This is a genomic window from Streptomyces sp. NPDC002888, assembly GCF_042888465.1.
In the GTDB taxonomy this organism is placed as follows: domain Bacteria; phylum Actinomycetota; class Actinomycetes; order Streptomycetales; family Streptomycetaceae; genus Streptomyces.
In genome coordinates this window covers 109,098-127,757 of record NZ_JBIAPU010000031.1, presented here as the reverse complement: position 1 = coordinate 127,757, position 18,660 = coordinate 109,098, and the positions used below count along the sequence as shown (strand labels likewise).

19 protein-coding genes are annotated in these 18,660 nt (G+C 71.3%); 13 read left to right on the top strand and 6 right to left on the bottom strand.

The genetic code is table 11. The features are described from left to right. Positions 1-94 precede the first annotated feature (94 nt). Positions 95-1,306 (bottom strand): CaiB/BaiF CoA transferase family protein, encoded by a 1,212-nt coding sequence (locus ACFYWX_RS37980; protein WP_389429477.1) that lies wholly within the window; start codon positions 1,304-1,306, stop codon positions 95-97. 136 nt (positions 1,307-1,442) lie between these two features. Here ACFYWX_RS37980 and ACFYWX_RS37975 point away from each other — a divergent pair, with 136 nt between their 5' ends. The 6 genes from ACFYWX_RS37975 to ACFYWX_RS37950 are packed head-to-tail and all read left to right on the top strand — an operon-like array spanning position 1,443 to position 6,289. After that, positions 1,443-1,934: a PaaI family thioesterase gene (locus tag ACFYWX_RS37975; RefSeq protein WP_389429476.1), complete on the top strand. Its 492-nt coding sequence runs from the start codon at positions 1,443-1,445 to the stop codon at positions 1,932-1,934. 4 nt (positions 1,935-1,938) lie between these two features. Beyond that, on the top strand, positions 1,939-2,787 hold the full coding sequence (locus ACFYWX_RS37970) for an enoyl-CoA hydratase-related protein (protein WP_389429475.1): 849 nt from the start codon (positions 1,939-1,941) through the stop codon (positions 2,785-2,787). A 28-nt stretch (positions 2,788-2,815) separates the two neighbouring features. Continuing rightward, on the top strand, positions 2,816-3,268 hold the full coding sequence (locus ACFYWX_RS37965; protein WP_389429474.1) for a MaoC family dehydratase N-terminal domain-containing protein: 453 nt from the start codon (positions 2,816-2,818) through the stop codon (positions 3,266-3,268). Next, a complete protein-coding gene (locus ACFYWX_RS37960; protein ID WP_389429472.1) occupies positions 3,265-3,687 on the top strand; it encodes a MaoC family dehydratase in 423 nt (140 codons plus the stop codon). The genes ACFYWX_RS37965 and ACFYWX_RS37960 overlap by 4 nt, the downstream gene beginning before the upstream one ends. A 3-nt stretch (positions 3,688-3,690) precedes the next feature. After that, positions 3,691-5,172: a class I adenylate-forming enzyme family protein gene (locus ACFYWX_RS37955; protein ID WP_389429470.1), complete on the top strand. Its 1,482-nt coding sequence runs from the start codon at positions 3,691-3,693 to the stop codon at positions 5,170-5,172. Next, on the top strand, positions 5,165-6,289 hold the full coding sequence (locus ACFYWX_RS37950; RefSeq protein WP_389429468.1) for a serine hydrolase domain-containing protein: 1,125 nt from the start codon (positions 5,165-5,167) through the stop codon (positions 6,287-6,289). Before ACFYWX_RS37955 ends, ACFYWX_RS37950 begins: the two co-directional genes overlap by 8 nt. A 51-nt stretch (positions 6,290-6,340) precedes the next feature. Here the strand turns inward: ACFYWX_RS37950 and ACFYWX_RS37945 are convergent, their stop codons facing one another. Continuing rightward, entirely contained in the window at positions 6,341-7,522 is a 1,182-nt protein-coding gene (locus ACFYWX_RS37945) for an amidohydrolase family protein (protein WP_389429467.1), read from the bottom strand. Between the two features lie 113 nt (positions 7,523-7,635). Further along, positions 7,636-8,439, bottom strand: coding sequence for a FadR/GntR family transcriptional regulator (locus tag ACFYWX_RS37940; protein ID WP_389429466.1), 804 nt, complete (start codon positions 8,437-8,439; stop codon positions 7,636-7,638). A gap of 186 nt (positions 8,440-8,625) precedes the next feature. On the opposite strand from ACFYWX_RS37940, the gene ACFYWX_RS37935 reads away from it, so the two are divergent. Beyond that, entirely contained in the window at positions 8,626-9,453 is an 828-nt protein-coding gene (locus ACFYWX_RS37935; protein ID WP_389429465.1) for an enoyl-CoA hydratase-related protein, read from the top strand. Then, positions 9,450-10,022 carry a DUF2889 domain-containing protein gene (locus ACFYWX_RS37930; protein ID WP_389429463.1) on the top strand — a complete coding sequence of 191 codons (573 nt, stop codon included), beginning with the start codon at positions 9,450-9,452 and terminating at the stop codon, positions 10,020-10,022. Before ACFYWX_RS37935 ends, ACFYWX_RS37930 begins: the two co-directional genes overlap by 4 nt. Positions 10,023-10,209: 187 nt before the next feature. On the opposite strand, the gene ACFYWX_RS37925 is transcribed toward ACFYWX_RS37930, so the two are convergent. The 3 genes from ACFYWX_RS37925 to ACFYWX_RS37915 all read right to left on the bottom strand — a co-directional run bounded on the left by ACFYWX_RS37925 (position 10,210) and on the right by ACFYWX_RS37915 (position 12,996). Further along, positions 10,210-11,397: an SPFH domain-containing protein gene (locus ACFYWX_RS37925; protein ID WP_389429462.1), complete on the bottom strand. Its 1,188-nt coding sequence runs from the start codon at positions 11,395-11,397 to the stop codon at positions 10,210-10,212. An 8-nt stretch (positions 11,398-11,405) separates the two neighbouring features. Next, positions 11,406-11,660, bottom strand: coding sequence for a hypothetical protein (locus ACFYWX_RS37920; RefSeq protein WP_389429460.1), 255 nt, complete (start codon positions 11,658-11,660; stop codon positions 11,406-11,408). Between the two features lie 109 nt (positions 11,661-11,769). Then, positions 11,770-12,996: an acyl-CoA dehydrogenase family protein gene (locus tag ACFYWX_RS37915; protein WP_389429459.1), complete on the bottom strand. Its 1,227-nt coding sequence runs from the start codon at positions 12,994-12,996 to the stop codon at positions 11,770-11,772. 112 nt (positions 12,997-13,108) lie between these two features. Here ACFYWX_RS37915 and fabG point away from each other — a divergent pair, with 112 nt between their 5' ends. From fabG to ACFYWX_RS37890, 5 genes are read left to right on the top strand one after another with little or no spacing between them, the layout of a single operon-like run. Then, a complete protein-coding gene (gene fabG / locus ACFYWX_RS37910) occupies positions 13,109-13,855 on the top strand; it encodes a 3-oxoacyl-ACP reductase FabG (RefSeq protein ID WP_389429457.1) in 747 nt (248 codons plus the stop codon). 22 nt (positions 13,856-13,877) lie between these two features. Further along, entirely contained in the window at positions 13,878-15,128 is a 1,251-nt protein-coding gene (locus tag ACFYWX_RS37905; protein ID WP_389429456.1) for an acetyl-CoA C-acetyltransferase, read from the top strand. Further along, a complete protein-coding gene (locus ACFYWX_RS37900) occupies positions 15,128-16,567 on the top strand; it encodes an OB-fold domain-containing protein (RefSeq protein WP_389429455.1) in 1,440 nt (479 codons plus the stop codon). Before ACFYWX_RS37905 ends, ACFYWX_RS37900 begins: the two co-directional genes overlap by 1 nt. Next, complete coding sequence (locus ACFYWX_RS37895) at positions 16,564-17,805, top strand: acetyl-CoA acetyltransferase (protein WP_389429453.1); 1,242 nt, start codon at positions 16,564-16,566, stop codon at positions 17,803-17,805. Before ACFYWX_RS37900 ends, ACFYWX_RS37895 begins: the two co-directional genes overlap by 4 nt. After that, positions 17,789-18,583 (top strand): SDR family NAD(P)-dependent oxidoreductase, encoded by a 795-nt coding sequence (locus ACFYWX_RS37890; RefSeq protein ID WP_389429451.1) that lies wholly within the window; start codon positions 17,789-17,791, stop codon positions 18,581-18,583. Before ACFYWX_RS37895 ends, ACFYWX_RS37890 begins: the two co-directional genes overlap by 17 nt. Positions 18,584-18,660: the final 77 nt, after the last annotated feature.

Genomic DNA, 18,660 nt, shown 5'->3' with positions numbered 1-18,660 from the left:
ACGCCGCTCCTTGACGGGCAAACGCTGCCTGCCGAGGCACTGGAGCAGGGTGCGTGGGGGCGAAGAACCTCCCCCCCGCGCACCCCCACCCACCTCACACCACGCCCAGCCCCCGAAGCTGTGAAAGCTGATCTGGCGTCACGCCGGCCAGCCTGCTCAGTACTTCGGCGGTGTGCTCACCCAGGGCAGGTGGCGGCGCGTACCCCTCCACCGGTGTCGCCGTGAACCGGATCGGATTGGCGAGCAGGGGCAGCCGCCCCGACACCGGGTCCTCGACCTCGACCAGCATCCCCCGGTGCTGGATCTGCGGGTCGTCGAAGACCTCGGGCATCTCGTTGAACGGGCCTGCCGGGACGTCGTGTTCGTCGAGTACGGCCAGCCACTCGTCCCGGGCCCGGGTGCGCAGGATCGCCTCCAGCACCGGCAGGATCTCCTCGCGGTGGCTGATCCGGGCGGAGGTCGTGGCGAACCGGGGATCCTGGAGCAGGTCGGTGCGGTCGGCCGCCGCGCAGAACGCGGCGAACTGCTTGTCGTTGCCCGCGACGAGAAAGAGCGGCTCGTCCTTGCACATGAAGGCCTGGGAGGGGATCCCGCCGTACCCGCCGTTGCCGCGCCGCACCGGCACCTCCCCGGAGACGAGGTAGTTCATCGCGAAGTGCGACAGCGAGGCCAGGCCGCAGTCCAGCAGGGACAGGTCGATGAACTGGCCCTCACCGGTGGCGTCCCGGTGCCGCAGGGCCGCGAGCACGGCCGTGGAGGCGTAGAGCCCGGTGAGGATGTCGACCATGCTGACGCCGACCTTCATCGGCTCCTCGGGGTGTCCGGAGACGCTCATCATCCCGGACATGGCCTGGAAGATGCCGTCGTAGCCGGGGCGCCGCGCGTACGGTCCGGTCTGGCCGAAGCCCGTCACCGAGAGGTAGACCAGCCGCGGGTTGAGCTCCCGCAGGCTCTCGTGGTCGAGCCCGTACTTCGCCAGCGTCCCCGCCCGGAAGTTCTCGACCAGCACGTCCGACCGCGAGGCGAGCGTACGGATCAACTCCTGGCCGGCGGCGGTGGCGTGGTTGACGGTGACCGAGCGCTTGTTGCGGTTGCAGGAGAGGTAGAAGGCGGCGGTGTCGGTCCGCGCGCCATCGGGGCCGTCGGCGAACGGCGGGCCGTAGGTCCGTGAGTCGTCACCCGTCCCGGGCCGCTCCACCTTGATCACCTCGGCTCCGAGGTCGGCCAGTAGCTGAGTGGCCAGCGGCGCCGCGAGGATGCGGGACAGATCGAGGACGCGGATACCGGCCAGGGCGGTCGACGGCATCGAGAGGCCCCCTTCTTCTGAATGAGTTAGATAAATATACTTCAAGAACCTCGCTCTGGGGTCTAGAGTTGGTCCATCCAGAAGAATCATGTAGCTGTATAGCTCGGCCGACAGGTCGAGACCGGAGGGCGTGCTGATGACCGTCGCGGCGAGGACCCTCACCGACCAGGAGCAGCGGGAACGCCGAGCCTGGTTCCGCGCCCGCTGGGAACGCGGAGTCGCCTTCAACCGCCGGTGCGGGATACGCGTACGGCGTTGGGAACCCGACGGCGTCGAGATCGTGCTCCCCTACACCGAGGCCCTCTCCGCGCACGAAGGCGTCTTCCACGGCGGGGTGATCTCGGCCCTCATCGACACCGCGGGCGCCGGCGCCGTGATCGCCGGGCACGACTTCACCAAGGGCAGCCGGCTCAGCACCGTGTCGATGTCGGTGCAGTACCTGGCGCCCGCCCGGGGACAGGAGGCCGTCGCCCACGCCCGCTGTGTGCGACGGGGCCACAGAGTGCACTTCGCCGATGTCGACGTGATGGCCGGCGGCCGCGTCTGCGCCCGGGGGCAGGTCGTGGTGACCATCTCCGGGGAACGGCCGGGCGTCGGCGACCCCATCGAAGCTGTGACGGAGGAGTGACGCGATGAGCGAGGAACCCGCCCAGGACGACCTGGTGCTGTACGACGTCGACGAGGACGGCGTCGCCACCGTCACCCTCAACCGGCCCGAACGCAGGAACGCCTGGAGCATCCCCATGGAGCGCCGCTTCTTCGCGCTCCTCGACGAGGCCGCGCACGATCCGGCCGTCCGTGTCGTGATCGTCACCGGCTCGGGCAAGGCCTTCTGCCCCGGGATGGACGTCCAGCGCCTGGAGCAGAACGCGCAGCCGGGGCAGTCCCTCGACCTCCAGGCCCGCGTCCCGATGTACAGCAGGCGGAACCTGCCGAAGCCGATGATCGCCGCCGTCAACGGCGCCTGCGCGGGCATCGGCCTGGTCCAGGCGCTGATCTGCGACATCCGCTTCGCCGCCCGCGGAGCCCGCTTCACCACCGCCTTCACCCGCCGCGGCCTCGCCGGCGAGTACAACCTGCCGTACGTCCTGCCACGCGTTGTCGGCCTGGAGAACGCACTCGACCTGCTGCTGTCGGGCCGCGTCTTCGACGCCGACGAGGCCAAGGACCTCGGCCTCGTCAGCCGGGTCGTCGAGCCGGAGGACCTGCCGGCCGCCGCCCGCGCCTACGCCCGGGACATCGCCCGCAACTGCTCCCCACGCGCCATGGCCGTCGTACGCCACCAGGTGTACGGCGACCTCGACCGCACCTTCACCGACGCCCTGGCCCGCTCCTACTCCGCCATGGAGTTCTTCGCGGGCTCGCCCGACTTCCGGGAGGGCGTGGCGAGCTTCATGGAGAAGCGGGAGCCCAAGTTCGAGGGGCTGCCGCCGGGCTTCGACCCGGACGAGGCCACCCGCGACGCGTTCCTGCCGTACTGACCCGCTGTATCGAACGAGGAGCACGACGATGACAGGGCAACCGTTCCCCGTCGAGGCCGGGCACATCATGCTGTTCGCCCGCGCCATCGGCGACGAGAACCCGGCCTACCGGGGCGAGACCGCGCTCGCCCCGCCCACCTTCACCATGGCGAGCGCCCACTTCGACCCGGGGTACCACCTGCGGCCCAAGCCGGACGAGGAGTGGTTCGGGTCCGGCCGCGACCCCGGGGTGATGGCCGAGGGCGGCGGTGGGCTCCACGCCGAGCAGCACTTCGAGTACCACCGCCCGGTGCGCGTCGGCGAGACGCTCTACGCGCACACCGTCCCCGGCCGCAGCTGGGAGAAGCGGGGCCGCAGCGGCCGTCTGCTCTTCAGTGAGCGCATCACCGAGTACCGGGACGCCGACGGCGAACCGGTCGTCAGCGCCGTCACCGTGGCCGTCGTCCCCGACGGCCCGGCAACCCCGAAGGACGCCCGATGAGTCTGAGCCAGGACGACATCAAGGTCGGCGAGGTGCGCGAGTGTGTCCTCGTCGACGACCTCAAGCGCACCCGGATCGTTCAGTACGCCGGCGCGTCCGGCGACTTCAACCCGCTGCACACCGATGAGCGGTTCGCCGTCGAGGCCGCCGGATATCCCGGGGTCTTCGCCCACGGGATGCTGACGATGGGCATGACCGGCCGGGTTCTCACCGACTGGGTCGGCCCCGAGTCGCTCCTGCGGTACGGCGTGCGCTTCAAGGCCCAGGTCTGGCCCGGCGACACCCTCACCGCCACGGTCACCGTCGAGTCGATCGAGGACACACCGACCGGCCCGGTCGCCCACTTCTCCCTGCGCACCCTCAACCAGGACGGCGCCGAGGTGGTCGGCGGCACCGCGACGGCCCGTCTGGACCCCTGAGCCGTGGGCGCCGCACAGGAGGCCGGGCCGACAGCCACCTGGACCGCCATGGTGAGCCGCGCCTACGACCATGCCCGCCCCGCCGTCCGGTTCGGTGACCTGTCCTGGACCGGACGCGAACTCCTCGACCGGGCCGGCGGCGCGGCCGATTGGCTCGACACCCTCGGCCTCGACGCCGGCGTCCCGGTGCCCGCGCTGGTCGCCACCTGCGCCGACGCGCTCGCCCTGGTGATCGGCGGCGCCGGGTCGGGCCACCCGCTCGCGCCGCTCGGGGTGCGCATGACCCCGTACGAGATCGCCGCGGTGGTCAAGGAGACACAGGCCCAAGTGCTCGTGGCGCACACCGAGTTCGCCGACCTCGGCAGACAGGTAGCCGAGCTGTCCGGCCGGCGGATCGAGATCGTGCCCGAACTGCGCCCCTGCGCACGGGCCTTGGCCGCCGAGCCCGACGAACTCGCCGCCGTCCTCCACACCTCCGGGACGACCGGCCTGCCCAAACCCGTCCCCATGACCCAGCGACGCCTGGCCGCCCGTGCCCGCGTCAACGGGCACCTGTGTGCGCTCGACCCCGACAGCTTCTACGGCGGCAGCGCGCCCTTCCACCACATCGCGGGCCTCGGCAACATCGCCGTCGCCCTCGCCGCGGGCGCCCTGATCACCGGCCTGCCCCGCTTCACCGTCGAGGGCTGGGCCCTGCTGCGGGACCTCGGCACCACGCACACCAGCATGGTCCCGGCAATGCTGGAGAGCCTGCTGGCGGCCGGCCAGGCACGGCACGACCGTCTCCGGGTCCTCCAGTACGGCGGCGCGCCCGTCCGGCCCGGCACGCTGCGGCGGACGTACGCGGCGATGCCCGGCGTCCGCATGCTCAACATGTTCGGCCAGACCGAGGGCTCGCCGATCAGCGTGCTCACCCCCGAGGACCACCGGGAGGCGGTCGCGGGACGCACCGAGCTGCTGCGGTCGGTGGGGCGGCCCGCCCCCGGAGTCGAGATCAGGGTCCACGACGCCGGGCCGGACGGCGTCGGCGAGATTCACGCCCGCGCCGACCATCTCTTCCGGATCGACGCCGCAGGATGGCTGCACAGCGGCGACCTGGGCCGGACGGCGGAGGACGGCTATCTCTACCTCTTCGGCCGACGCACCGACATGATCATCCGCGGTGGCGAGAACGTCCACCCGCTCGAGGTGGAGACGGTCCTGGCCGCCCACCCCGGCGTGGCGGACGTGGCGGTCACCGGCGCCCCCGACGAGCGGCTCGGCCAGACCGTCGTCGCCTTCGTCGTACCGTCCGATCCCGACGCCCCGCCGGAGCCGGCGGAGCTCAGGAGTCACACCCGCGCTCGGCTGTCCGGGTTCAAGGTCCCCGTCCGCTGGCGGTTCGTGGACACACTGCCGCGCAACGCGAACGGCAAAGTCGTACGGCGCAGCCTGCGGGAGCCCACCGCTCGCGAAGGAGAGCAGGGAGAGTCATGTGATGCTTGACCACACGGTCGTCGGCCCGGAGGCCGTCGGCGTCGACCCGCACCGGCTGGACGTACTGCTTCGCAGGATCCGTCTGGAGGTCGAGCACGGACCACTGCCGTCCGCGCAGGTCGCGGTGGCCCGGGGCGGCCGGCTCGTGGCCTTCGAGACCTGGGGCGACGCCGACCCCGGCACCCGGTACGTCCTGCAGTCGGTCGGCCGCTCGATCGTCGCGGGCGTGGTGTGGAAGCTGATCGGCGAGGGTCTGCTGGATGTGGGCGAGCAGGTCGCAGCGATCATCCCGGAGTTCGCGCCGAACGGGAAGGAGGCGGTGACGGTCGAGCAGGTGCTCACCCACACCGCCGGCTTCCCCTTCGCACCGCTCGGCCACCCGAAGATGCTCGACCGCGAGCAGCGGCTCGCCGCCTTCGGCCGCTGGCGGCTCGACTACCCGCCGGGCAGCCGCTTCCAGTTCCACCTGACCTCGGCCGCCTGGCTGGTCGCGGAGATCGTCGAGCGGCGCACGGGGCTGTCCTTCGCCGGATATCTGCACGAGCGGATCGCCCGGCCACTCGGCCTGTCGTCGATCGAGCTCGGCGTCCCGGTGGAGCGGCAGCCGGGCACCGTCGCCCCGATGACCGCCACCGACCGCACGAGCGACGACCAGGAGGCCGACCCCTGGGGGCCCTGGTACCTCTCCGACCCGCGCGTCCTGGCGGCGGGGGAGCCCAGCCACGCCCTGGTCGCCACCGCCGCCGACGTCGCCCTGTTCTTCCAGGCCCTCGAGCACTCGGGCCTGTGGAAGCCGCAGGCCGTGGCGGAGGGCACCCGGGTACGGCTGACGGAGCGTCCGTACGGGGAGCAGATCTACGGCGGTGGTGGCGGCCGGCGGACCAGCATGGGGCTGTTCGTCACGGTGGCGGGGCCGGACGCGGGCAGCGGCCTGCCGTCCACCGGATCGCCCGCGCTCTTCGGCAGTGCCGGGGCCGCCTACCAACTGGGTTTCATGGACCCGGAGACGGGCCTGTCCTTCGCCTGCCTGAGCAACGGCTATCCGCTCGCCGGCTACGACCACTCCCGGCGTGGCACCGCGCTGCTGACGAACCTGGCGAACCTGGCGGCCGACCTCACCGACTGACCGACCGAGGGGCGGACCCGTATCGGGCCCGCCCCTCCAACTCCCCTTCGCTCAGCGGCTGATCAGCTGCTGAGCGTTGTTGTACATGATGTCGTCCTGCACCGACTCGTCGAGTTCCGCGAGGAGCTTGCGGTAGTCGGCCGGGTTGGCGATGCCCTCAGCGTGCGGGAAGTCGGAGCCCATCACGATGGACTCGTGGTATCCGAGGCGCTTGACCAGGCTCGGGATGTCGTCCTCCGGGTAGGGCACCACGCGCACGTGCTTGCGGAAGACCTGGCTGGGACGCTCGTCCAACTGGCCGCCGATCCAGGGGCCGTTGCGGCCCATGCCCCGGCTCTTGTCCATGTGGCGCACGAAGTGCGGCACCCACTCGGCGCCGAACTCGGACACCAGGACGTTGATGTCGGGGAAGCGGCCGAAGAGGTTGTCGAAGATCAGCGCGGAGAGTGTCTCCTCGATCGGGCGCTGACCGTAGGTGTTCATCCACTGCCACGCGGACATCCGGAAGTGGATGGGGTTCGGGTCGTGACCCCAGGCGGGGGCGACGTTCGAGTTGTAGTAGAACTCGCTGATGTGGTAGCAGACGCTGGCCTTGGCCTCGTTGAGCAGCTTCCAGAACGGGTCGAAGTACGGGTCGCCCGGGGAGCGGCCGTACTGCGGGCCGGTGGGCAGCATGATGAACCGCGCGCCCTGCTCCAGGACGTACTCCAGCTCCTTCACCGCGTGGTCCAGGTCGCGCAGGGACAGCAGGGCGGGGGAGTAGATGCGGTCCTGGTGGTTGAAGCCCCAGACCTCGTTCATGTAGCGGTTGAACGAGTGGTAGTTGGCGTAGAGCGGCTCGACGCCCTGCACATACTCCTCGGCGACCAGTGCCCAGCCGCCCGGGTACATGATCGTCTGGTCCAGGCCCTGCTCGTCCATGATCCGCAGGCGTGCCTCGCGGTTCTGGTACGCCTCGTGCATCGGCTCGAACTGGTACGTCTCCTCGGGATTGCCCGAGGCCATCGCCTTGAGCATCTCCTTGAGCGAGCCGGGCCGGTAGACCTGCCCGAACTCCGGCTCGAGACAGACGACGATCCGGTCCCCGGCGAGGATGACCTCGCGGCCGTCCGCCAGGGTGACCGGGGCCACCGCCTGCCCGAGGAACTCCTTCGGGAGGTAGCGGGTGAAGGAGTCCCGCTCCTCGTACATGTGCTGGTCGCAGTCGAAGATGCGCTTGCGCTGTTCGGCCATGGCCGTCGCCTCCGGACCCCAGAGCTATTCAGTACGCCTCCTATAATTATCTAACTGTTTGAAGGAGGCAAGGGGTGAGGGCGGGAAGGCTGGGCGGCGGTTCCTGACGTCGCTCAGTCGATGAGCTCGAGCACCGTCTTGGGGCCGGCCGCGTTCACGACGTCGTCGGCGCTGGAGATGTGCCGCTGCCACAGCTTCTCGGCCTCGTCGGCCTTGCCGGACTCGATCAGGCCGACCAGTCGCACGTGCGCCCGGTGTCCCTTGAGGGCCTGTGCCTTCTGGGTCTCGGCGTCGGTGGCGGCCGCGGTGTAGGAGGCGTTGGCCCGGTCGATGATGTTGCGCAGCATGCCGCACAGCAGGATCAGCGTCTGGTTGCCGGTGAGCTCGACCAGGAGGGCGTGGAAGGCGTCCTGCGCGTCGACGAGGGCGAGCGGGTCGTCCAGGACGGACTTCTCGGCCGCCACCGCGTCGCGCAGCCGCTTGATGTCGTCCGCCGTGTGCTTGGCGGCGAGCTGGCGGGCGCAGGGCGGCTCGATGACGGCCGCGGCGCGGTAGATGTCGCCGAGGGTGGCGCCGCGGTACTCGAGGATCAGGCCGGCGAAGCGGGCGGCGACCTCCGCGTCGGGAGCGCTCACCCGGGCGCCGCCGTGGGCACCGCGGCGCACCGTGATGAGGGACTCCGACTCCAGGACCCGGAACGCCTCGCGCAGGGTCGGCCGGGAGATGCCGAACTGTTCCATGAGGCCCGACTCCGGCGGCAGTGCGTCGCCGGGCTTCAGCTCACCCCGTACGATCTGGCGGCGCAGGTGCGCGGCGACCAGCTCGGCGGTCTTCGGGACCCGGACCTGACGTCCGACGCGGTTGCGGGAGGGGGCGGGCACGGTCGCCGTTTCTGCTGCGCGGGCTGCCTCGGCCACGGTGGGCTCTCCTCATACCTCATATAGCAAAATGAATCGTCTTAGTGCATCGAGGGTACCAGGTCAAGGGGTGGCTGATCTTGCCTTTGCGGTATCCGGTCTGGCGCCCGGGCCGCCTCTGGTATATAGATGATTCATCTAGCTATAAACCGACGGGCGGCCCGTGGGAGTGTGGGAGTGACCTCGATGACCGAGAACCCGACCCCGGTGATCCTCACCGAGCTCACCGACGACGGGGTCATGCTCCTCACCCTCAACAGGCCCGAGCGGCACAACGCCTGGACGTTGGAGATGGAGCTGCTCTACAACGAGCTGTTCGACCGGGCCGAGGCGGATCCACGGGTACGGGCCGTGGTGCTCACCGGCGCCGGGCGCAGCTTCTGCCCCGGGATGGACATGAGCGTGCTGGACGCGGCGTCGTCCGGCGCCCGCCCGTGGCCCACCGACCAGCTGCCACCGCGCACCCGGCCCATGTCCTTCCCCAAGCCGGTGGTGGCGGCCGTCAACGGCGCCTGTGCCGGCATCGGGTTCAACCAGGCGCTGATGTGCGACGTCCGGTTCGCCGTGCCGCACGCCAGGTTCGCCGCCGCCTTCAGCGCGCGCGGGCTGGTCGCCGAGGACGGTGTGTCCTGGATCCTGCCGCGGCTGATCGGCTACGGCAACGCGAGTGATCTGCTGCTGTCCTCGCGCCGGATCACCGGCACGGAGGCCCTGGCGATGGGCCTGGTCAACCGGCTGGCCGAGCCTGAGGAACTCCTGCCGACGGCGCTCGCCTACGCGCGGGAACTGGCCCGGTCGGCCAGCCCGTACGCGATGTCCCTCATCAAACGGCAGCTCGCCGACGACCAGGCCCGGACCTTCACCGAGAGCAGCGACCGCGCGGCCGCCCTCCTGGCCACCGCGAAACGGGCCCCGGACTACCGCGAGGGCGTGCTCAGCTTCATCGAGCGCCGGCAGCCGGAGTTCGCGGGTCTGGGCGAGGCCACGTCCACGCTCGAGGAGGCCACGTCGTGACCCGCCCCGAACTCCCGCTGCACCGCCGTACGATCACCGTCTCCGCCTACGAGGAGCCCGGCGACGAGATCTCGGTGGAGGCCGAACTGCGCGACGAACGGCCTTGGGAGGAGGCGCCGGGAGGGGTGGTGCACCGGATGGGGCTCGCGGTACGGATCCGTCTGGCCGACATGGTCGTCGTGGCCGCCGAGGCGGACATGGCGACCTTTCCGCACGCCGAGTGCCCGCTGATCGCCCCGGTCTTCGAGGGCCTGGTCGGGATGAGCGTCGCCGCCGGATACAACCGGGCCCTCCAGGGGCGGTTCCGCGGGGTGTCCGGCTGTACGCACCTGTACGAGCTGGCCCGTGTTCTTGGTCCCGCGGTCGTACAGGCCGCCATCTCGGCGGGAGCGTCGCGTCGGGTCGGCGGCGATCCGACCCACAACCCGCGAGGCACCGCCGGAGTGCTGAACAGCTGCCACATCTGGGCACCGGACGGCGTGGGCCTGCGAAAACTCGACGCGGGCTGGCGCCCGGGGACCGGCCCACGTCCGGTGCCCGAGCTCAGGACCTTCGAGAGCGCCGATTAGGACCTGCCCGGCCGATCATGCCGCAGACGAGGGGTGTGGCACGCACATCCGCCGCGTTGTCGTCGGTCGCCGACGCTCCGCGTCGACTCCCTCCTCCGCCTTGCAGCTGCACGCACCACACCCCGCTCACCGGCACTGATCTGGCGCCGCCGCTTTCCTGCGACTTGATCGGCCGGACAGGTCCTAGCTAGTCCAGGTCCACCGAGCCGTTGTCGGCCTTCTTGTCCTTGCCCGAGTGCAGCTGGATCAGGCCGTTGGGGTTGCCCTCCTCGGGGCGGCGGCCGTCGGAGGAGTCCGGGCCGTTCAGGTTCTGCCGGACCGAGTCGAGGATGGTCAGGCCCTGGGACACCAGGCCCGCGGCGATCTCGCCGAGGCCGTCCGCGCCGTTGAGGACGTTGACGTTGGCGCCGGCGAGACCGCCCGCGGCCTCCTTCACGATCTGCGGGAGCTGGTCGATCAGCATCCGGTCGAGCGCGACCCGGTCGTAGGAGGCCGCCGCCTCCGCCTGGATCTTCATGCGCTGCGCGTCGGCGGCGGCGAGCACCCTGATCCGCTCGGCCTCGGCCTCGGCGGGCTTCACGATCTCGGCCACCAGCTGCTGCTGGCGCAGCTTGGCCTGGCGCTGTGCCAGCTCGGTCTGGGCGGCGAGCACCTCCTGCTGGGCGTGGGCCTGCGCCAGCGGTCCGGCCTGGGCGGCCTGCGCCTGCGCGCGGTCCACCTCGGCGGAGTACTCGGCCTTGACGATGGCGGTCTGCCGGGAGTACTCGGCCTGCTTGCGGGCCGCTTCCTGCTCCGCCTCGACCGAGGCCTGGGTGGCCTGCGCCTGGGCGATCTGGGCCTGCCGCTGGATGGCCGCCTTGTGCGGCGCCGACATCGCGTCGATGTAGCCGGCGTCGCCGTCGTCGATCGACTGGATCTGCAGCGAGTCGACGATCAGGCCGATCTTCGCCATCTCCATCTTCGAGGTGTCCAGGACCTCCGCGGCGAGCTTCTGCCGCTCGGTGACGATCTCCTCGACGGTCATCGAGCCGATGATGGCCCGCAGGTGACCGGCGAAGATCCGGCCGGTCAGGACCGACATCTGGTCCTGGTCGGAGAGGAAACGCTGGCCCGCGTTGATGATGCTCTCGTGGTCGTTGCCGACCTTGAACGCGATCACGGCACGAACGTGCAGCGCGATGCCCTGCCGGGTCACACAGGTCTCGGTGACCTCGGACTCGCACATCGACAGCGTGAGGAAACGGGTCTTGCGGAAGAACGGGACCACGAACTTGCCGTGCCCCGTCACCACTCGGAACGGCGCGCCCCCCAGTCCCCGCCGGCCCCCCGAGATCAACATCGCCTCGTCGGGAGCGGGAACGCGGTATCCGAACATTTCTCTTTCTACTCCTCAGTCGGCTCGGCGGGATCGCCGAGCGCGTCCAATGGATCCACCCACTCGATGACGCCGACCTCACGACATCCACGCGACTCGATCACGAGCACCGTCGCCCCCGTGGGCAGTGGATCCTCCGACCAGGCGAGAAAGGTCTCGGAGCCGCCTCTGACCCGCACCAGGATCTCGCCGGGGCCCGTGGACCCGCGGGTTCCGACGAGCACTTTCCCCGTACAGCCGATCACGGCCTCGTCCTGCGGCATTACCGGCCGCCCTCCATCGCTTTGGCCCACGATCCGACGATAGACCCACCCGGGCCGTGCGCCCAACGGGCATGAGGCTTCGACGTGCCTGGTCGGGGATGCGCAGGCCCTAACCCGCCGCGGCCCTCGGCTCCCTCGGCAGCCCGAGCACCTTCTCTGCGAGGATGTTCCGCTGCACCTGGGACGTCCCCGCGTAGATCGTTCCCGAGCGGGCGATCAGGTACGTCGTCGCCCAGGACGCGGAGGAGTTGGCGGCGCCGGGGTCGTCGGTGCGGTAGGTCCGCAGGGGCGGGCGGCCCACCGGTACCTGGCCGTGCAGGCCCATGATGTCCATCGCGAGGTCGGTGACCTCGGCGTGGTATTCGCTCCAGTACAGCTTGGCGATCGACGTCTCGGGGCCGGGCTCGGCGCCCTTGAGCCAGCCGGTGAGGATCCGGTAGCCGAGGTAGCGCATGATCTCGACCTTGGACCAGCACCAGGCGATCCGCTGCCGTACGACCGGATCCCGGTCCTTGCCGTACTGGCGGGCCAGCTCGACGAGGCGCTCCACCTCGGCCCGGAACAGGATCGGGTTGGTGGCCGCCTCCTCCCCCCGCTCCACGCCCAACAGGCTCTGGGCGACCGTCCAGCCGTTGTCGACCCCGCCGACGACGAGACCGGCGCGAGTGCGGGCGCCGTTGAAGAAGACCTCGTTGAAGTGCATCTGCCCGCTCATCATGCGGAACGGCCGCACCTCGACACCGGGCTGGTCGAGCGGGACGAGGAGGAAGGAGATGCCGCGGTGCTTGGAGGCGTCCCGGTTCGTGCGGGCCAGGACGAAGATCCAGTCGCTGTGGTGGGCGCCGGACGTCCACACCTTCTGGCCGTCGATCACCCACTCGTCGCCCTCCGTCACGGCGCGGGTCTTCAGCGAAGCCAGGTCCGAGCCCGCGTCCGGCTCCGAGTACCCCTGGCACCACGTGTCCTCGCCGCTGAGGATCCGCGGCAGGAAGTGGCTCTTCTGCTCCTCCGTGCCCCAGCGCAGCAGCGTGTTCGCCAGCATCTTCACGCCGAAGGTGTCCTGCGGCAGCCCGAACGGCACACCGGCCCGGGCGAGTTCCTCCATCAGGACGACCTGGTGGAGCTTGGACAGGCCGCGGCCGCCGTACCGCTCGGGCCAGGTCAGGGAGAGGAAGCCGCGTTCGCCGAGCCGGCGGCGCCAGTCGCGGGCGAAGGCCCAGGCCTCCTCCTCCCCGAGGGCGCCGATGCCCTTCCAGCCGGCCGGGAGTGCCTGGGCGAGGAAGTCCTCGACCTCGGTACGGAACGCCTCGGTCTCCGGGGGATAGCTGATGTCCATGTCCCTTGCCTCCTGGCTGAGCCCACCCGTCACCCGTTGATAGTTTCAGCATAATAGGTTATCTATTTAAGAGGAATGGTTGAGGGATGGCGTCGACTCGGGGCGGGCTGACATGGGACTGCTGGACGGCCGGAACGCGGTGATCACCGGCGGCGCACAGGGCATCGGCTTCGAGATCGCCGGCGTCCTCGGCGCCGAGGGCGCATCCGTCGTCCTCGGCGACATCAACGAGGAAGCCGCGGCACAGGCCGCCGAGCGCCTGGCCGAGAACGGCGTGGCCGCCACCTCGCTGCGCTGCGACGTCACCGACGAGGACGAGGTCGCCGCCCTCGTCGCCCACTGCGCCGACACCTTCGGGCCGGTCGGCGTCATGGTCAACAACGCCGGGATCACCCGGGACGCGACCCTGCGCAAGATGGCCCTCGCCGACTTCCGTGCCGTCGTCGACGTGCACCTGACCGGCGCCTGGAACGGCACGCGGTACGCCGCCGAGGCGATGCGCGCGCACGGTCGGGGCGGCAGCATCGTCAACATCTCCTCCATCGCCGGCAAGGTCGGCAACTTCGGCCAGACGAACTACAGCGCCGCCAAGGCCGGACTCGTCGGCCTGACCAAAGCCTCCGCCAAGGAGCTCGCGAAGGCGGGGATCCGCGTCAACGCCGTACAGCCCGGCCTGATCCGCACCGCCATGACAGAGGCGATGCCCGCGGCCGCCTGGGACGCGAAGCTCGCCGAGATCCCCCTGGGCCGCGCGGGCGAACCCGCCGAGGTCGCCCAGGTCGTCCTCTTCCTCGCCTCCGACATGGCGAGCTACGTCACCGGAGCCGTGGTCGAGGTGACCGGCGGCCGGTACATGTGACGACTCGAGAAAGGCGTGATCGATGCCCGCACTCCTTCGGGACGCGGTGATCTGCGAACCCGTGCGTACTCCCGTCGGCGGCTACGGCGGCGTCTTCCGCGACGTGACGGCGGCCGAGCTCGCCGCCACGGTGGTACGCGCCGTGCTGGAACGCACCGGCATACCGCCCGCCGCCGTGGACGACGTCCTGCTCGGCCAGTGCTACCCCAACGGCGAGGCCCCCGCCATCGGCCGTGTGGCCGCTCTGGACGCCGGTCTGCCGGTGGAGGTGCCGGGACTGCAGATCGACCGCCGCTGCGGCTCCGGACTCCAGGCGATCATCACCGCGGCGATGCAGGTGCAGACCGGCGCGAGCGACCTCGTGCTGGCCGGCGGCGTCGAGTCCATGAGCCAGGCCGAGTTCTACACCACCGACGTCCGCTGGGGCGTACGTGGCGCGGGCACCACCCTGCACGACCGGCTGGCCCGCGGCCGGATCACCTCCGGGGGCGTGAACCACCCCGTCCCCGGCGGCATGCTGGAGACCGCCGAGAACCTGCGCCGCGAGTACGCCATCCCCCGCGAGGAACAGGACCGGCTCGCCCTGCGCTCGCACGAGAAGGCGGTCGCGGCCCAGCGGGAGGGCCGGTTCGCCGACGAGATCGTGCCCGTGACGGTGCGAACCCGCAAGGGTGAGACCGTCGTCGACTCCGACGAACATCCGCGCCCCGACTCGACGTTGGAAAAGCTCGCGAAGCTGCGGCCCGTGCTCGGGCGCCAGGACCCGGAGGCGACCGTCACGGCGGGCAACGCCAGCGGTCAGAACGACGGCGCCGCGCTCTGCGTCGTGACCCACCCCGAGCGCGCCGCCGAACTGGGCCTGCGCCCGCTGGGCCGCCTGGTCTCGTGGGCCGTCGTGGGCGTCCCGCCGAAGACGATGGGCATCGGCCCCGTTCCCGCCACGGCCAGGGCCCTGGAGCGGGCCGGGCTGAAGCTCGCCGACATCGACCTGATCGAACTCAACGAGGCCTTCGCCGCCCAGGTTCTGGCCTGCACCCGCGAATGGGGCCTGACCGAAACCGACTTCGAGCGGTTCAACGTCAACGGCTCCGGTATCTCGCTGGGCCACCCGGTCGGTGCCACCGGTGGCCGCATCCTCGCCACCCTGCTGCGCGAACTCGACCGCCGCCGGGCCCGCTACGGCCTGGAGACCATGTGCCTCGGCGGCGGCCAGGGCCTTGCCGCGGTCTTCGAACGGCCGAAGGACACAACCAACGCCAAGGGAGGACGCTGATGGCCGGACTGATCGCGTACGGCGCCTACGTGCCGTACCACCGCCTCGCCCGTGCCGATGTCGCCGCCACGCTCGGGACGCCGGCGGGACGCGGCACCCGCGCGGTGGCGGGCTACGACGAGGACACCACGTCCATGGCCGTCGAGGCGGCCCGTGGCGCCCTGGCCCGCGACGGCCTGCGCCCCCGCATCGGCCAGCTCTTCCTCGCCACCGCCGCGCCCGCCTACCTCGACAAGACGAACGCGACCGCCGTCCACGCCGCGCTCGGCCTGGACGAGCACGTGCTCGCCGTCGACATGGCCGGCTCCGTCCGCTCCGGCCTCGGCGCGCTGGTCACCGCCGCCCGCTCGCCCGTGCCCACCCTGACGGTCCTCTCCGACCTGCGCACCGGCCTGCCCGGCGGCGCCGACGAGGTCGCGGGCGGCGACGGCGCGGCGGCGTTCGTCTTCGGCGGCCACCGCAACGGAGCCCCCGTCCTCGCGGAGCTGCTCGCCCACGACACCGTGAGCGACGAGATCCTCGACCGCTGGCGGCTGCCGGGCGCGCCCGCTTCCCGCGTCTGGGAGGAGCGCTTCGCCGAGGAGATCTACGTGTCCCTCGCCGACAAGGCGCTGAGCGGTGCCCTCACCCAGGCGGGCCTTGGCCGCGAGGCGATCGACCACCTCGTCGTCTCCGGCCTGCACGCGCGCGCGTGCGCGTCGGTCCGGCGTACGGCGGGTGTACGTCCCGAGGCGGTGACCCCGGACCTCACCGCGGCGATCGGCAACGCCGGCACCGCCCAGCCCGGTCTCCTCCTCGCCGACGTCCTCGATCGCGCCGGGCCGGGCGAGACCGTCGCGCTCGTCGTACTCGGCGACGGCGCCGGAGTCCTCCTGCTGCGCACCGCCGACGCGCTCCCCGCACACCGCAGCGCCCGCCCGGTCGCCGCGCAGATCGCCGCGGGCAGTGCGCCGATGCCGTACGCCACCTACCTCTCCTGGCGCGGCCTCCTCGACCGCGAACCACCCCGCCGCCCGGACCCCGAGCCGCCCTACGCCCCGCCCGCACACCGCCGCGCGGGCTGGAAGTACGGCTTCGTCGCCTCCCGCTGCGAGAAGTGCGGCACCCGGCATCTGCCGCCCGACCGGGTGTGCGTGTCCTGCCGGAGCGTGGACACCATGACCGACGAGCCGATGGAGCACGTGCGCGGCACGGTCGCCACGTTCACCGTCGACCGGCTGGCCCACACCCCCAGTCCGCCGATGCTCGTCGTGGTCGTCGACTACGACGGCGGCGGCCGGTTCCGCTGCCAGCTGACCGACGCGACCGAGGCCGACGCCGTCATCGGCGCCCGGGTGGAGATGACGTTCCGGCGAACCGTCACCGCCGCCGGCGTCCACAACTACTTCTGGAAGGCCCGGCCGGTGCGCGCGGGCGAGACCGAGGAGACACGCGGATGAGCTCGCACGGAATCCGGGACCGGGTCGCCATCGTCGGCATGGGCTGCACGCCCTTCGGCGAACACTGGACCCGCTCGGCGGACGACCTGCTCGTCGACGCCGTCGGTGAGGCGGTGGCCTCGGCCGGCGTCACGCTCGACGACATCGACGCGTTCTGGTTCGGCACCCAGGCGTCCGGCGTGTCCGGGCTGACCCTGAGCCGGGCGCTGCGCCTGCCCCACAAGCCGGTCACCCGCGTCGAGAACATGTGCGCGACCGGCTCCGAGGCGCTCCGCAACGCCTGTTACGCGGTGGCGTCGGGCGCGTACGACGTGGCGATGGCCGTCGGCGTCGAGAAGCTCAAGGACTCCGGCATGTCCGGGCTGTCCGGCACCGCCATCCCGGGCGCCGGCGACGACAGTCGCGGCGAAATCACCGCTCCGGCGAACTTCTCCCTCCTCGCCCCGGCGTACGCCGCCAAGTACGGCCTCGCCGATGAGGAGATGAAGGACGTCATCACCCGCATCGCCTGGAAGAACCACGTCAACGGAGCCCGCAACCCCCGCGCCCAGTTCCGCAAGGAGGTTCCGCTGGAACGCATCCGCTCGGCGCCGACCGTAGCGGGCATGCTCGGCGTGTTCGACTGCTCGGGCGTCTCGGACGGTTCGGCCGCCGCGATCGTCGTCCGGGCCGAGGACGCCTACAGGTACACCGACCGGCCGATCTTCGTGAAGGCGCTGTCCTTCGTCGCCGGCCCGGCGGACGGGCTCCTCGACCCGGAGTACGACTTCACCACCTTCCCCGAGGTCGTCGCCTCCGCCCAGGAGGCCTACCGGCAGGCGGGCGTCACCGACCCGCGCGCCGAACTCGCGCTCGCCGAGGTCCACGACTGCTTCACGCCCACGGAGCTGGTGCTGATGGAGGACCTCGGCTTCGCCGAACGCGGACAGGCCTGGAAGGACGTGACCAGCGGCGCCTTCGATCTGGACGGCTCACTGCCGGTCAACCCCGACGGCGGCCTCAAGGCCTTCGGCCACCCCATCGGAGCCTCCGGCCTGCGCATGATGTTCGAGGCCTGGCTCCAACTGCGGGGCGAGGCACCGCCGGAGCGGACGGTGAGGTCCGTGGCCGAGGGCCGCTCGCTCGCCCTGACGCACAACCTCGGCGGCGGGCCCGGCGAATGCGTCTCGTTCGTGTCCATCGTCGGCAGCGAACTCACCGACCGGGAAGGGGAGTCAGGCCATGGGACGACTCGATGACAAGATCGCGATCGTGACCGGCGCGGCGTCGGGCATCGGCGCCGCCACCGCCCGCCGCCTGGCGGCCGAGGGCGCGCACACGGTCGTTGCCGACCTGAACGTCGACGGAGCCAAGGCGGTGACGGAGGAGATCCGCGCCACCGGAGGCTCCGCGACGGCGGTCGGTGTCGACCTGGGCGACGTCGACTCCGTACGGGCCATGGTGGCCGCGGCGGTCGAGACGTACGGCGGGCTCGACGTCCTGCACAACAACGCGGCGGCCACCCATCTGGCAGCCCGCCAGGACCTCGCCGTCGTGGAGGCCGACCCGGCGGTCTGGGACGACACGATGCGGATCAACCTCCGCGGGCCCATGGTCGCCATCCAGGCCGCCGTCCCGCACATGATCGCCCGCGGCGGCGGCTCCGTCATCAACACCTCGTCCGGAGCCGGCCTCGCGGGCGACCTGCGCAACCCGGCGTACGGCGCATCCAAGGCCGCCCTCATCAACCTCACGCAGTACGTCGCCACCCAGTACGGCAAGCAGGGCGTGCGCTGCAACGCCATCGCCCCGGGGTTCATCGTCACGCCCGCGAGTTCCGGCTCGGCGCACGGGGCGATCCGGGAGGCGATGCTGCGCCATCACCTCACACCACGCCTGGGGCGGCCGGAGGACGTCGCGTCGGCGGTCGTCTTCCTCGCCTCCGACGAGTCGGCCTTCATCACCGGGCACACTCTGCGCGTGGACGGGGGGCTGCTGTCCCACCAGCCGTATGTCGCGGACCTGCGGGACGCGTGACACGGCTCCCTCCGCAGTCGCCGGAGGCGCTTCAGGACAGCGCCTCCGGTTTCTGGCTGCTCGGATGGGCGGGGCGG

Bases quoted from the DNA above. Each gene is read 5' to 3' on its own strand.
- ACFYWX_RS37980 (WP_389429477.1), bottom strand. From the start codon at position 1,306: ATGCCGTCGACCGCCCTGGCCGGTATCCGCGTCCTCGATCTGTCCCGC.
- ACFYWX_RS37905 (WP_389429456.1), top strand. From the start codon at position 13,878: ATGCCCGCACTCCTTCGGGACGCGGTGATCTGCGAACCCGTGCGTACT.
- ACFYWX_RS37920 (WP_389429460.1), bottom strand. From the start codon at position 11,660: ATGCCGCAGGACGAGGCCGTGATCGGCTGTACGGGGAAAGTGCTCGTC.
- ACFYWX_RS37895 (WP_389429453.1), top strand. From the start codon at position 16,564: ATGAGCTCGCACGGAATCCGGGACCGGGTCGCCATCGTCGGCATGGGC.
- ACFYWX_RS37890 (WP_389429451.1), top strand. From the start codon at position 17,789: ATGGGACGACTCGATGACAAGATCGCGATCGTGACCGGCGCGGCGTCG.
- ACFYWX_RS37970 (WP_389429475.1), top strand. From the start codon at position 1,939: ATGAGCGAGGAACCCGCCCAGGACGACCTGGTGCTGTACGACGTCGAC.
- ACFYWX_RS37935 (WP_389429465.1), top strand. From the start codon at position 8,626: ATGACCGAGAACCCGACCCCGGTGATCCTCACCGAGCTCACCGACGAC.
- ACFYWX_RS37925 (WP_389429462.1), bottom strand. From the start codon at position 11,397: ATGTTCGGATACCGCGTTCCCGCTCCCGACGAGGCGATGTTGATCTCG.
- ACFYWX_RS37950 (WP_389429468.1), top strand. From the start codon at position 5,165: ATGCTTGACCACACGGTCGTCGGCCCGGAGGCCGTCGGCGTCGACCCG.
- ACFYWX_RS37965 (WP_389429474.1), top strand. From the start codon at position 2,816: ATGACAGGGCAACCGTTCCCCGTCGAGGCCGGGCACATCATGCTGTTC.
- ACFYWX_RS37945 (WP_389429467.1), bottom strand. From the start codon at position 7,522: ATGGCCGAACAGCGCAAGCGCATCTTCGACTGCGACCAGCACATGTAC.
- ACFYWX_RS37960 (WP_389429472.1), top strand. From the start codon at position 3,265: ATGAGTCTGAGCCAGGACGACATCAAGGTCGGCGAGGTGCGCGAGTGT.
- ACFYWX_RS37975 (WP_389429476.1), top strand. From the start codon at position 1,443: ATGACCGTCGCGGCGAGGACCCTCACCGACCAGGAGCAGCGGGAACGC.
- ACFYWX_RS37915 (WP_389429459.1), bottom strand. From the start codon at position 12,996: ATGGACATCAGCTATCCCCCGGAGACCGAGGCGTTCCGTACCGAGGTC.
- fabG (WP_389429457.1), top strand. From the start codon at position 13,109: ATGGGACTGCTGGACGGCCGGAACGCGGTGATCACCGGCGGCGCACAG.
- ACFYWX_RS37900 (WP_389429455.1), top strand. From the start codon at position 15,128: ATGGCCGGACTGATCGCGTACGGCGCCTACGTGCCGTACCACCGCCTC.